Raw genomic sequence first — 13,824 nt, forward strand, 5'->3', positions numbered from 1 at the left:
CCAATCCCTACCGCGTTCGGGGGAAGCCGGCGCGGCCCGGATATATCATTATGCTGACAATAAAGGCCAGGCCGGTGGCCGCGCTCGCGTCGTGCATAGACATACATGAGCGCGCCCACTGTATGCGGGCCCATACATAAAAGCTCGGAACGGGGAATCCATCATGGCGTTTCAAACCTAGCTGTCCGGAATTTCGGTTGCGGACAGCCCCACCACCCGTCGCGCACGGGACCTGGACTGTTTTCGTTGTTTGCATTTGAGCCGAGCCGAGCCGCGCCCGCCGTACTGCAAGCGCGGCTGACGTGCGCCCGCAGCACGGTGGCGCGCGTTAACGCGCGAGCCGGCTCAATGTCTCAGTGTTGGGACAATTGTTGACAATGTGATCCATGCGTCTGTCCTAGCATTCGTTTCCGGATACCATCAGATTTTTCCGATTCTGAGATCCACAGTCGGACACAAGGCGGCAGCGACCGCCTCAGGGAATGTCGTGCGTGAGGCACTTGCCGGCGTGCGCAGACAAGAGGAAGTAAGCCTGTGAAGCAGCTGGAGGAAGCACAAGGGAACCGGGGCGGCCGCATGCCGTTCCGATCGGGGTGGGTAGGGATGCGCATGGCGCAGCGGGTGCAAGGCATCGCGCTGGCGCTGGCCCTCGGGGCGGCGACGGCTGCGGCCGCGCCGGCGCCCGCGGCGCAGGCGCCATCCATGCCGTCGATCGCCTTGCACTACGGCGCCAAGCCGCCGGTTGACGCTCTGCAAGCCTTCGACATCGCCGTGGTCGAGCCCGACAGCGGCTTCGACCCGCGCCAGGCGGCGACGCCGGCCACGGCCTGGTTTGCCTATGTCAGCGTGGGCGAGGTGCTGGAGAGCCGCGCCTACTTCAAGGACATCCCCAAGGCCTGGTTCGTCGGGCGCAATGACGCCTGGAACGCGCCGGTCATCGACCAGGCAGCCGACGGCTGGCCCGCCTTCTATGTCGACAAGGTGATCGCGCCGCTGTGGCAGCGCGGCTTCCGTGGCTTTTTCCTCGATACCCTCGATTCCTACCAGCTTGCCGCCAGGACCGACGCCGAGCGCGCACGGCAGGAAGCGGGGCTGGTGCGCGTGATCCGCGCGATCAAGGCGCGCTACCCCGAGGCGCGCCTGGTCTTCAACCGCGGCTTCGAGATCCTGCCGCAGGTGCATGACCTGGCCTATGCCGTTGCCTTCGAGTCGCTGTTCCGCGGCTGGAACCAGGCCCAGGGCCGCTATGTCGACGTTGCGCAGGCTGACCGCGACTGGCTGCTGGCGCAGGCGCGCACCATCCGCGAGCAATACCGCCTGCCGGTGATCTCGATCGATTATTGTCCGCCGGCGGACCGCCGCTGCGCACGCGAAACCGCGCAGCGCATCCGCGCGCTGGGGATCACGCCCTATGTGGCCGATCCCGGGCTGCAGACGGTCGGCATCGGCAAGGTCGAGGTGCTGCCCCGGCGCGTGCTGGTAGTGCAGGAGCGCCGCCCCGGGGTGTCGATCGATGATTCCGAGGGTGTGCGCTTTGTCTCGATGCCGCTCAACTACCTTGGCTATCGCGTGGATTTCGCCGAGACCAGCGAGGACCTGCCCGAGATCGGGCCGGACCGCTACGCCGGCGTGGTGGTGTACCTGTCAGGCAATGTCACGGCGCAGCCGGGACGCTTCCATGCCTGGGTGCAGGCGCGCATGGCGCAGGGCATGCCGGTGGCGTTCCTCAACGACTTCGGCACCAGCGTGAGCGGCACGGTGGCGCGCAGCTTCGGGCTGAAGGCAGTCAAGGGCCGCGTGTCGGGCCCGGTCGAGGTGCTGGCCAAGGACCGGATGATGGGCTTCGAGATGCCGGTGGCCCCCGACCGCACCCAGGCCGAAGCGATCCAGGTGCCGGACGGCGCCGGCTACCGTTCGCTGCTGCGCCTGCGTTCGGGCACGCTGACCTATGACGCCGCCGCGATCACGCCGTGGGGCGGCTATGTGCTGGGGCCGTATGCGGTGCGCCAGAGCGGCAACGGCAACGGCCAGAGCCGCTGGGTGGTGCAGCCGCTGGACTTCCTGCGCGCGGCGCTGCGCCTGCCCGCCATGCCCGTGCCCGATGTCACCACCGAGAACGGCCGGCGCCTGCTGACCATCCATATCGACGGCGACGGCTTTGCCTCGCGCGCCGAGATTCCCGGCGGCGGCTTCTCCGGCGAGGTGCTGTTCCGCGAGATCTTCGACCGCTATCGGCTGCCGATGACGATGTCGGTGATCCAGGGCGAAGTCAGCAAGGACGGCATGTACCCCAGGCTCAGCGCCGAGCTTGAGCCGATCGCGCGCAAGATCTTCGCGCAGCCCTATGTCGAGGTGGCCAGCCATACCTTCTCGCATCCGTTCGAGTGGTCGCGCACCGTGCCGGCCCAGCCAGGGCAGCCAACGCAATCCAGCGGCGCCGCGGTGGTCGAGGGCGACGAGGCCTTCCACCTGAGCATCCCCGGCTACAGCATGGACCTGAACCGCGAGATCGGCGGCTCCATCGACTACATCAACCGCACGCTGGCGCCGGCCGGCAAGCCGGTCAGCATGCTGCTGTGGTCGGGCGACTGCCAGCCGCCGGCCGAGGCGCTGCGGCTCACCGAGAAGGCGCGCGTGCTCAACATGAACGGCGGCGATACGCTGATCACGCGCAGCAACCCGAGCTGGACCGCGATCGCGCCGCTAGGCATCAACAAGCCCGGCGGCACCTTCCAGGTGTTTGCGCCCAACCAGAACGAGAACGTCTACACCAACCTCTGGCACGGCCCGTTCTACGGCTTCGAGCGCGTGATCGAGACCTACGAGCTGACCGACAAGCCTTATCGCTTCAAGCCGGTCAATATCTACTACCACAGCTATTCGGGCACCAAGGCCGCGTCGCTGAAGGCGCTGCGCAAGGTCTATGACTATGTGCTGGCGCAGCCGCTGCTGCCGCTGCACTCCACCGACTACGTGCGCAAGGTGCTCGACTGGCAGGACATGGCCGTGGCGCGGGATGTGGGCGACGGCCAGCCGGGCGGCACCGGTGCTGAATGGATCGTTCGCGGCGACGGGAACCTGCGCAACCTGCGCTGGAGCGGCGCGGGCATGCCCGACGTGGGCGCGGCGCACGGCGTGACCGGCACCTCGCCGGCACCGGGCGGCGGCGTCTACCTGCACCTGGATGGCGGCGATGCGCGCTTCGCCGTGCGCGACACAGTCACCGCCCCGGCCGCGCCGCAGCTGGCCGAAGCCAACGGCATCGTGCGCGACTGGTCGCAGCGCGATGGCGTCACGCGCTTCGCCTTCAGCGGCTACTTCAAGCCATTCTTCCGTCTTGCCAACGCCGGCAACTGCCGTGTGAGCGTCGATGGCAAGCCCGTACAGGCCGTCCGCGAGCGCAACACGCTGCGCGTGGATACCGCACCCGTCACCGATCCGAACCATGCCAGGCAACAAGTCGAAGTCCGCTGCGCCGGTTGAGCGCGAGCGGCTGCTGCCGCCGGCGCTGGTGCTGACTTTCACTGCGATGGTGGGGATCGGCCTGGCGCTGATGTTCCCGCGCGAGACTCTGCGCGAGCGCCTGCTGGGCCAGGGCCGCACCATCGACGGGCTGACCATGGCCTACCTGGAAGCCTGGTGGAAGGTCACGCCCGACGACCCCGGTTTCATGGGCGTGCTGGCCGAACAATACGCGCGCACCGGCCGGCTGGAAGAGGCGCAGGCCATGCTGGCGCGCATGCAGGCGGTGCAGGGCACCGACCTGTCGGGCCAGATCCTGCGCACGCGCATCGAGATCGCGCAGCAGCGCGCCTGGGCCGCGCTGCCGGATACGCCTGAGCGCGAACAGAACCTGGTGCAGCTGCGCAGCCTGCTGGACCAGGCTGCCGGGCGCAGCTGGGGGCTGGCCGACCTGCAAACACTGGCCACGCAGTCGCGCCAGGCCGGCGCCCAGGACGCGATGCGCAAGTTCTATGCGGCGCTGGCCAGCCAGGACCGCAACAACGCGGCCTTCTGGAACCGCCAGCTGGCCGACATGGCGATCGCGGGCGGCGACTATCGCAACGCCGCCAACGCCTTGTTCGCGCAGCAGGCGGCCGCCACCACGCTGGCCGAGCGGCGCGCGCTGTTCCTGAAGGCGGTGCAGACGCTGCAGTCAGGCAACCTGCTGGACGAAGCGCTGGCGCAGGCCGAGCGCCACGGCGGCAAGCTGCTGGACGATCCGGAGGTGCTGCGCTACCTGACGAAGCTGGCGCTGGCGGCCAACAAGCCGGAGCAGGCCAGCCGCTATGTCGAGCGGCTGCTGAAGGTTTCGGCGCGCACGCGCGATGCCGGCCCGGCGGCGCTGGCCGCACGCCAGGCCGAGGCGCGGCGTATCGCCGCCAGCCAGCCGTGGGCCGAGCGCGGCCTGGTCTTCCTCGACGGGCCGCGCGGCCTGGCCTTGCGTGAAGCGCTGGCCGCCTCCGGCCAGCTGGGTACGCGCAAGATTGCGGCGCAAGCTGCTGCGCCCGCGCAGGCGCCGGCGGAGCCAGCCGACAAGTCGTTCAACGCCGACGACTACGAACTCGCCTATCGCGTGTTCCTGTCAGCCGGCAAGCTCGACCAGGCGCAGCGCGTGGCCGAGACCGCGGTGCGCCGGCTGCCGGGCGAGGCGATCTGGCGCGAACGGCTGGCGCAGGTGGCCGAATGGAACCGCCAGCCGGCCGTGGCCCTGAAGAGCTGGCTCGACTATGCCCGCGCCACCAACGACGAGCGCGCGTGGGATGCAGTGATGCGGCTCGCCCCGGGCCTGTCCGACGATCGCGCCTACCTGGCCGCGCTGCGCCACCGCGCGGGCGGCTCGGACCTGAAGACCGTGGACGAGGTGGTGGCTGCCTACGAACGCCTGGGCGAGCCGGAAGAGGCCATGCGCTTCCTCGAAGGCCTGAGCCACGGCCCCAGGGCTCGCGACATCATGGAACGCCACGCCGCGCTGGCCGAGCGCGCCGGCAAGGACGAGCGCGCGTTCCAGATCTATACGCAGATGCAGCAGCGCTTCGGCCCGCGCCCCGCCTATGCGCTGAAGCTCGCCAACCTGCTCTATGTGCGCGGCAAGCTGGCGCAGGCGCTGGACGCCATGCTGCCGGCGCGTGCCACGGCCGGGAAGGATGACATCCTCTACTGGCGCACCTTTACCGAGCTGGCGCGGCTGAACCAGCGCGACGACCTGCTCAAGGACGGCTATCGCCAGCTGATGCTGGCGGCGGCGCAGACGCAGGACGAGCACTGCATGGAGAGGCCGGCGGGCCCGGCGCGCAACGACTGCCTGGACGAGGTCCGCGACACGCAGGAGGCGGATTTCTCCAACCTGATCGGCTACTACGACAAGACCCCGATCGACGCCGGGCGCATCGCCGAGGCCGACTGGCGCCGCGGCGGCAAGCCGGAATCGCTGGAACTGGCGCTGTACTACTACACGCGTGCCCACGCCTACCGGCGTATCGGGCGCCTGTTGCAGGACATGACGCCCGAGCAGCGCCAGGCGGCAGCGCACTCGAGCCGCTTCCTGATGCGGCGCGCGGAGTACTACCGCGTGACCGGCCAGCGCGACCACGCCCTGGCCGACCTGCGCCGCGCCGCGGGCCTGCGCGATGCCGACAGCGAAACGCTGGCGGCGCTGCTGTGGACGCTGGTCGACCAGGGCAGCGATACCGAAGTGCGCGCGGTGATGCGCCGCGTCAAGGACGACGCGGAAGACAACCCCGACCTGTGGGGCGCCTTCGCCGCGGGCCATATGCGTTTCCAGGACGGGCGCGCGGCCATGCACTACCTGCGCAAGCTCAACGACGGCAAGAGCGCCGATCCACTCTGGCTCAGCCTGATGGCCGATGCTTATGAAGCCATCGGCCAGACCGACATGGCCTGGCGCGTGCGCCGCCAGGCCTGGATCGACCTGCACCATGGCTGGTCCCAGGGCGGGGTGCGCTATGCCCGGCTGCGGCCCGACAACACCGACGGCGACGAAGAGTACGAGAACGAGTCCGGCGCGCCTTCGCGCGCGGACCTGCGCCGCCAGACCGTGGCGCTGGGGCAGATCTTTGCCTCGGGCGATGTCTCGCGCGCGCTGGTGATCCAGATGCTGCGCGCGGACCGCGCTTCCTCGGCGGCGCGCGAACTGGTGCCGCCGATGGCGGGCGCGCCGTCGCAGCTGGGCGAGGTGGCCGGGCTGCCGCCGCTGCATGAGGCGGCAACCGCGCCCGCGTCCGCGGAGGTCGCGCGCAATGCGGCCCGCCGCGATGCCGCGCTGTCCGCTGCCGGGCGCGATGCCGCGCTGGCATGGGCGATGTCCGCGGAATCCAATGAACTGGCGCGAAGCTGGCTGGCCCGCCAGTACGTCAACCGGCTGCAGCGACCGGCCTATGCCGAGGTGGCGATCGCGCTGGACCGGCAGGACATGAACAGCCTTGACCGTATCCTGGAGCGCCAGGCCGGCCGCGTGCCGGTGGCCAACCAGATCGAGGCCAACCAGCAACTGAACCGCATCAGCGCCGCGCAGACGCTGGCCTTCGAAACCCAGGAGCGGGCCCGTTCCGATGACACGCTGCAGGACTCCTTGCAGGAGACGCTGCTCTACAACGCCCAGGCGATCGAGCCGCGCGTGAGCTTCATGCACCAGAAGCCGCTGGAATATACCGAAGGCAGCCTCGCGGGTGGCGTGCGCCTGTGGGACGGGTATGACCTGAACCTGCGCGGCACCTGGCGCGACCAGCGCAGCACCGACCCCCAGCAGCTGGTGAGCGTGCCGTCGTCCGACCGGCGCGCCGACCTGTCGCTGGGTTTTCGCGACAACAGCAAGCGCTGGCGTGCCACGGCAGGCTACCGCGAGGGGCTGGACACAATGGCGACCGCGCGCTTCTTCGGCGAGTGGAACCAGCAGGGCCGGCTGCAGTTCAGCACGCTGGCCGGGCTGAACCAGCCGGCCGACGAATCGGCGCCGCTGCGCGTGGGCGGGGCCAAGGACGTCGTGGGGCTGGGCGCAACCTGGCGCTTCAGCTTGCGCGAGTTCGTCGGCGCGCGCATCGAGTACAGCAGCTTCCGCGGGCAGGACCGCAGCGCGCTCGGGCATGGCATGGTCTATGACGTCGAGGCTGGCTACAGGATCCGCACCTCGTATCCGGACTACACCGTGCGCGTGGTCGGCACGCATGCCAACTACAGTGCCAATGGCGGCAGCCTGACGCCGCGCATGGCGTCGCTGGTGCCGGTCGGCGACGAAGCCACGCCGGCGTTCTACATGCCGCAGGGCTTCACGCAGGCCGGCGTGCTGTTCGGCTTCGGCACTGAGCTGCTGGACGAATACACACGCAAGTGGCGGCCGTTCGGTGAAGTGGGGCTGCTGCGCGACACGCGCGCACGGCAGAACTTCCGCGTGCAGGGCGGGGTGGCCGGATCGGTATTCGGCAACGACCACCTGGCGCTGTATATCTCGCATGAGACCGCGGCGCGCAACGGTGGCAGGCCGCTGACGGAACTGGGAATGCGCTATCGCTGGCTGTACTGAGCCGGCGGCAGCGGATGGCAGGGATCGGGTAACAACAGGACATGGAAAAGGGGATGAAGATGAACAAGCAAACCACGGCAATGACGGGCAAGACAGTGGCCAGGCGGCTGGCGGCATGGTGCGGCGCGCTGGGCGCGGCCCTGTGGCTGGCAGGCTGTGCGGTGACGGATGTCGGCCGCGCGCCGGCGCTGGCCCGCGGCGAGACCATCGCGGTGCTGCCGATCGTGAACTACACCGAGACGCCGCAGGCCGGCCTGCGCGCCGAGGCGATTGCCGAGAGCCTGCTGAAGACCGGCGGCGTGGCCAGCCTGAAGCGTTATCCGGCCAGCCTGAACCCGGAAACGCTGTTCGAGCCGGCCGAGCGCGAAGCCGTGGGCAAGGCGCTGGAATGGGCGCGTGCCGAGAAGGCCCGCTACGCGCTGACCGGCGCGGTGCAGGAATGGCGCTACAAGGTGGGCGTGGACGGCGAGCCCGCGGTCGGCATCTCGCTGCAGCTGCTGGACGTGAGCAGCGGTGAAGTGGTGTGGTCGGCCACCGGCAGCGACAGCGGCTGGAGCCGCGCCTCGCTGTCGGGCACCGCGCAGAAGCTGCTGCGTCGCCTGCTGGCGCCGCTGATGCAAGGCTGAGGCGGCGGCAAGCCACCAGGAAGAGGCTGCACACCGATGCGGCGATGCAATGGTTGAAGCAAGGGGATGAGCGTGGCCAATACGGCTGACAAGACATATCGCGCGCGGCAAGGACAGGGCATCGGCCTGGGTGGGCGCTATGCGCGCCTGCTGGCGCCGGCGGTCAGCGGGCGCGCGGCCGTGGTGGAACTGGTGGTGGCCATGCTGGCCGCAATGGGGCTGGCGTGGCTGGTGCTGCCGCAGAATCCGCTGCTGCTCGGCATGGGCTTTCCGTGGGCCTGGCTGCTGCCGGTGATCCTGGCGCTGCGCTATGGCACGCTGATCGGCGTGGGCAGCGTGCTGATGCTGCTGGGCGGCTGGTACTTCTACCAGCAGACCGGCGTGATGGCAGGGCCCTTCCCGCGCCTGTTCTTCCTCGGCGGGCTGCTGCTGGTGCTGGTGGCCGGACAGTTCGGCGATATCTGGGGCACGCGCCTGGCGCGCGCCCGCGCCGTGAACCGCTACCTGGACGAACGCCTGGCGGCGCTGACCAAGAACCACTACCTGCTGCGCATCTCGCATGAGCGGCTGGAAAACGACCTGCTGGCGCGGCCCACCACGCTGCGCGACACGCTGTCGCAGCTGCGCAGCGTGGCGCTGGACGAGGCCGCGCGCACCGGCCAGGTGCTGGCCGGTGCGCAGCCGATGCTGCAGGTGGTGGCGCAGGCCTGCCAGCTTGAGGCAGCCGCGCTCCATGCCTGCGATGGCGAGCACGTGGATGGCGTCCCGGTCGCCAGCATCGGCCCGGAATTCACGCTCGACACCACCGACCCGCTGGTGCGCCACTGCCTGGACACGCGCCAGCTGGCGCACCTGAGCGCCGACGGCCTGCAGCATGGCGCGCAGACGCGCTACGTGGCGGTGGCGCCGGTGCTGGCCGGCTCCGACCACCTGATCGGCCTGCTGGTGGTCGAGCGCATGCCGTTCCTGTCGCTGACCTACGAGAACCTGCAGATGCTGATGGTGCTGCTGGGCTACTACGCCGACGGCGTGGAGCACGCCGGCGCCACCCGCACCATCCAGGCGGCGCTGCCGGCCTGCCCATACCCGTTTGCGCTGGACTATGCGCGGCTGTCGCGGCTGCGGCGCGAGACCGGCATCGAAAGCTCGGTGGTGGCGCTGGTGTTCGACGCGGATCCGGAGCGCGATGCGCTGTTCGAGCAGGTGGTGCGCAGCCGGCGCGCGCTGGATGTGGCGTGGCCGGTGGTCAACGCCCATCACCGCGCGATGCTGACGCTGATGCCGCTGTCCGATGCGCAGGCGGTGGCGGCCTACCTGGTGCGCATCGAAGACATGCTGCGCGCGCAGTTCGGCACCGACTTCACCAGTGCGGGCATCGGCGTCTATACGCTGGCGGTGCCCGGCGCCGGCTCGGAAGACGCGCTGGTCAAGCTGCTGCGCCGGGCCCAGGTGGATGGCGCGATCGCGCCGGCCACGCTGCCGGCCGGGGAAGCGCCCCATGTTTAAGCTCGGCGCCAGCGGGCTCGTCGCCCAGATCGCCGCGCTGGCGCTGCTGGCGCGCGCCGGCAACAGCACCGCGCTGCTGCTGGCCTTCTTCGGCATGCAGGCGGTGGCCGCCGCGCTGACGGCGCTGCTGCTGTGGCGCCTGCTGCCGCGGCGCTTTCGCGTGCCGTTCGGATGGAGCTATGGCTTTCTCGCGCTGTTCTGCTTCTTCGTGCCGCTGGGCGGCGCGCTGGTGTGCCTGGGCAGCTACCTGTTCTCGAAGCTGTTCGCGCGGCGCGTGGACACCAGCGGCATCGGCACCGTGGGCTTGCCCGAGTTCGTCACGCACCTGATGTCGCGCGTCACCCACGGCGGCGGCGCGCGCCTGCGTGCGCAGCTGGGCAATGCGCGCGCGCCCCTGCCCGAGCGCATGACCGCGCTGGTGGCGATGCAGTCGATGCCGGCGCGCACCGCCAGCCCGGTGCTGCGCGAACTGCTGGCCGACAGCGTCGACGACGTGCGGCTGCTGGCCTACGGCATGCTGGACGGCGCCGAGAAGCAGCTGACCCAGCAGATCCTGGCCGAGCTGCCGCGGCTGGAGAGCGCCAACAGCGCCAGCGAGCGCGCCGAGATCAGCAAGCGGCTGGCAGACCTGTACTGGGAACTGATCTACCAGAACCTGGTGCAGGGCGACGTCTACCGCTACACCGCCAGCCAGGTCGAGCGCTACGCCAGCGCGGCGCTGCAGTACGACGACAGCAATGCCTCGCTGTGGTACATGCGCGGACGCCTGGCGCTGGCGCGCAATGCCCCGCGCGAGGCGCGTGAATGGCTGCAGCGCGCCGAATCCCTCGGCTTCGCGCGCGAACGCGTGCTGCCGCACCTGGCCGAGGCCGCCTACCTGGAACGCGACTATGCCGCGGTGCGCCAGCTGATGGCATCGTTTGACAGCCCCTCGCCGCTCCCGCTGGTGCGGCCCCTGCTGCGGTACTGGCAATCATGAGCAAGATCCTGGTAAAAGCGACGTCGGCCGACGTCATGTTGCTGCTCGAAGGCACCTTCCCGTATGTGAGCGGAGGGGTGTCGAGCTGGGTCAACCAGATGATCCGCGCGTTCCCGGACCTGCGCTTCGGCATCGTCTTTATCGGCAGCCGGCGCGAGGACTATGGCGACATGGCCTACCAGCTGCCGCCCAACGTGGTGCACCTGGAAACGCACTACCTGTACGACTTCCCGCCGCCGCCGCTGGTCCAGGGCAGCACCGGCGATGCCAAGGCGTTCGACGCCTCGGACCGCCTGCACGAGCTGCTGCGCGACCCGGGCCGTGAGGCCGAGGCAGGCGCCATGATGCGCGAGCTGATGCCGGCGCTGCGCGAGGGTGGGGCGCTGGGCGAGGACGCCTTCCTGTACAGCCGCCGCGCCTGGCAGACCATCACCGAGCAATACCGGCGCTTCTGCACGGACCCGTCGTTCACGGACTATTTCTGGACCGTGCGCATCATGCACAAGCCGCTGTGGCAGCTGGTGCGCATTGCCGACAACCTGATCCCGGCGCGCGTCTACCACACGGTTTCCACCGGCTATGCGGGCTTTCTCGGGGCGCTGCTGCGCCACCGCAACCAGCGCCCGCTGCTGGTGTCGGAGCACGGCATCTACACCAAGGAACGCAAGATCGACCTGTTCCAGAGCCAATGGATCCGCGACAACCGCAATGTGTTCGAGCGCGACATCTCCCAGATCAGCTACTTCCGCGAACTGTGGGTGCGCTTCTTCGAGACCATCGGCCGGGTCTGCTACGACGCCGGCGACGACATCGTCGCGCTGTATGAGGGCAATCGCCGCCGCCAGGTGCAGGACGGCGCGCCTGAGGTGCGCACGCGCAGCATCCCCAATGGCATCGACCTGCCGCGCCTGGCGCCGCTGCGCGCCCGCCGCAAGCCGGGCGTGCCGCCGGTGCTGTGCCTGATTGGCCGGGTGGTGCCGATCAAGGACGTCAAGACCTTTATCCGCGCCATGCTGACGGTGGTGCGCGAGTACCCCGACGCCGAAGGCTGGATCGCCGGCCCCGAGGACGAGGATCCCGACTACGCGCGTGAATGCCGCAGCCTGGCCGAGAGCCTGGGCTTGGGCCAGAAGGTCAAGTTCCTGGGCTTCCAGCGCATCGACGCGCTGCTGCCGCAGGTGGGCGTGCTGGTGCTGAGCTCGATCAGCGAGGCGCTGCCGCTGGTGGTGCTGGAAGGCTTTGCCGCCGGCGTGCCGTGCGTGACCACCGACGTGGGCTCGTGCCGCGAGCTGCTGTTCGGCCTGCCCGGCGACGACGCCGCGCTGGGCTCGGCCGGCGAGGTGGTGCGCATTGCCGATCCCGCGGCACTGGCCGCGGCGGCGCTCGGGCTGCTGCAGGACCCGGCGCGCTGGCAGGCGGCCCAGGCCGCCGGCGTGGCGCGCGTGGAGCGCTACTACACCCAGGACCGCATGGTGGGCAGCTACCGCGAACTGTATCAACGGCTGATGGCGCAGGCAGACGGCGCCGGGCATGGCGGACCTGAGCGGCAGGGCGGCGGCAACCCCGCGCGCTGCCCGGTCCACGGAGGAGCCTGAGCATGGCTGGCATTGGATTCGAGCTGCGCAAGATGCTGCGGCGGGACAACCTGTCGGGCATGCTGAGCGCCTACGCGTATGCCGGCATCATCAGCTCCGGGCCATGGATCCTGTCGATCGTCGGCATCCTGCTGATCGGCATGCTGAGCCTGCCCTTCGTGGTGCCGGGCTCGCTGATCACGCAGTTCCAGGTGTCGGTGACCTACCTGATCGCCGGCAGCCTGATCCTGACCGGGCCGATGCAGCTGGCGTTCACGCGCTTCACCTCGGACCGGTTGTTCGAGAAGCGCGACCACCTGGTCCTGAGCAACTACCACGCGGTGGCGCTGCTGGCGACGGTGCTGTCGGGCGGCATAGGCGTGGCGTGCGCGGTATTCAGCTTCGGCGAGCAGTCGGTGCTGTACCGGTTGCTGATGGTGGCGGGCTTCGTGGTGCTGAGCAATATCTGGATTGCCGCGATCTTCCTGTCGAGCATGAAGCAGTACAAGGCCATCGTGTGGACCTTCCTGCTGGGCTACGCGATCTCGGTCGGCGCCGCGCTGGTGCTGCGCGGCCACGGGCTGGAAGGGCTGCTGGGCGGTTTCGCCGCCGGCCAGCTGTGCCTGCTGACCGGCATGGTGACGCTGATCTACCGCAACTACACCAGCCGCCAGTTCATGTCGTTCGAGGTGTTCCAGCTCCGCCATGCCTACCCCAGCCTGGTGGCGATCGGCCTGCTCTACAACCTGGGCATCTGGATCGACAAGTTCATGTTCTGGTACGCGCCCTCCACCGGGCAGCAGGTGATCGGGCCGCTGCATGCGTCGATCATCTACGACATCCCGGTGTTCCTGGCCTACCTGGCAATCATCCCGGGCATGGCGGTGTTCCTGGTGCGCATCGAGACCGATTTCGTCGAGTACTACGACGCGTTCTACAACGCGGTGCGCGGCGGCAGCTCGCTCGAGCATATCGAGGACATGCGCAACACCATGGTCCAGACCATCCGGCTGGGTTTATACGAGATCGTCAAGGTGCAGGCCATCGCCGCGCTGCTGCTGTTCGCGGTGGGCGTGTGGGTGCTGCGGCTGCTGGGCATTTCCGAGCTGTACCTGCCGCTGCTGTACGTGGACGTGATCGGCGCCAGCCTGCAGGTGGTGCTGCTGGGGGTGCTCAACATCTACTTCTACCTGGACCGCCGCCGCGAGGTGCTGCTGCTGACCGCGACCTTCGTGGTGCTGAACTTCGCGCTGACGCTGCTGACGCTGCACCTGGGGCCGGCCTGGTACGGCTACGGCTTTGCGGTGTCGCTGCTGGTGGTGGTGGCGCTGGCGCTGTACCTGCTGGACCGCAAGCTGGACCGGCTGGAGTACGAGACCTACATGCTGCAATAGGCCCTGCCGGGGCCGCGCCGCCCGGCGCCCCGGGCGGCGCGATGGCGGCAAGGATGATGCAGATCGAAAGACGATCGCGGAGGGATCGGCGCAGTTGCCGCCGCCACCCCTCGTCGGGGCATCTCGACGGAAGGGCCTGCGATTGGGTAACATGGCGGCAGCCGGCGGGCTTCGGCCTGGCCCGTCGGATCAGATCGACGGCCGC

General features: G+C 69.3%; 7 protein-coding genes. All 7 read left to right on the forward strand.

The window, feature by feature from the left end; translation table 11 throughout:
* Positions 1 to 576: 576 nt before the first annotated feature.
* The 7 genes from AC3WRI_RS22775 (at position 577) to pelG (ending at position 13,619) form a co-directional block, all read left to right on the forward strand.
* Positions 577 to 3,483: a bifunctional glycoside hydrolase/polysaccharide deacetylase family protein gene (locus tag AC3WRI_RS22775; protein ID WP_492294127.1), complete on the forward strand. Its 2,907-nt coding sequence runs from the start codon at positions 577 to 579 to the stop codon at positions 3,481 to 3,483.
* Complete coding sequence (locus AC3WRI_RS22780) at positions 3,446 to 7,540, forward strand: tetratricopeptide repeat protein (protein ID WP_492294129.1); 4,095 nt, start codon at positions 3,446 to 3,448, stop codon at positions 7,538 to 7,540. Before AC3WRI_RS22775 ends, AC3WRI_RS22780 begins: the two co-directional genes overlap by 38 nt.
* A gap of 59 nt (positions 7,541 to 7,599) precedes the next feature.
* The gene (locus AC3WRI_RS22785; protein WP_037024784.1) at positions 7,600 to 8,166 is read left to right on the forward strand and encodes a transporter; all 567 of its coding nucleotides are present in this window, start codon (positions 7,600 to 7,602) and stop codon (positions 8,164 to 8,166) included.
* A gap of 66 nt (positions 8,167 to 8,232) precedes the next feature.
* Complete coding sequence (locus AC3WRI_RS22790) at positions 8,233 to 9,672, forward strand: PelD GGDEF domain-containing protein (RefSeq protein ID WP_010810935.1); 1,440 nt, start codon at positions 8,233 to 8,235, stop codon at positions 9,670 to 9,672.
* Entirely contained in the window at positions 9,665 to 10,651 is a 987-nt protein-coding gene (locus AC3WRI_RS22795) for a tetratricopeptide repeat protein (protein WP_492294131.1), read from the forward strand. Before AC3WRI_RS22790 ends, AC3WRI_RS22795 begins: the two co-directional genes overlap by 8 nt.
* Complete coding sequence (gene pelF, locus AC3WRI_RS22800) at positions 10,648 to 12,246, forward strand: GT4 family glycosyltransferase PelF (protein WP_010810937.1); 1,599 nt, start codon at positions 10,648 to 10,650, stop codon at positions 12,244 to 12,246. Before AC3WRI_RS22795 ends, pelF begins: the two co-directional genes overlap by 4 nt.
* 2 nt (positions 12,247 to 12,248) lie before the next feature.
* Complete coding sequence (gene pelG / locus AC3WRI_RS22805) at positions 12,249 to 13,619, forward strand: exopolysaccharide Pel transporter PelG (RefSeq protein WP_492294133.1); 1,371 nt, start codon at positions 12,249 to 12,251, stop codon at positions 13,617 to 13,619.
* The last annotated feature ends 205 nt before the right edge of the window (positions 13,620 to 13,824 follow it).

The organism is Cupriavidus sp. FW305-27 (assembly GCF_058787995.1).